1 pseudogene is annotated in these 330 nt (G+C 25.2%); it reads right to left on the bottom strand.

Annotation, left to right across the window (positions count from 1 at the left end):
* A pseudogene (locus tag KM800_RS15235) lies at positions 1–197 on the bottom strand (IS3 family transposase); the annotation flags it as partial.
* Between the last annotated feature and the right edge of the window lie 133 nt (positions 198–330).

Below are 330 nucleotides of genomic sequence, written 5' to 3' on the forward strand. Positions count from 1 at the left end.
GTTCTTTTAAGACTTATATTTATATTGATCTGTCTTAGTTTATAGTTTATTTTTATTGCTCCATAGCGTTTTTTACTATCGTTATAAATCTTCATAATACGAGCTTGAATCTGTTTATTCTCAATGCTTCGCATACTCTGTTTTCTTGTTAAACTTTTATAGAAAGAACTTCTTGGAATATTGAAAATATTACACATTAATTTAACACTATAGTTATCTTTATTGTCTTTAATAAAATTGTATACTGTATCTAATTTTTCTTTGCAAATATGGCCATAGCTTTTTTTAATATCTCATTCTCCTCTTCTAACTTTGCCATTTTCTTGATTA

Source organism: Clostridium tyrobutyricum (assembly GCF_019144085.1).
In the GTDB taxonomy this organism is placed as follows: Bacteria; Bacillota; Clostridia; order Clostridiales; family Clostridiaceae; genus Clostridium_B; species Clostridium_B tyrobutyricum_A.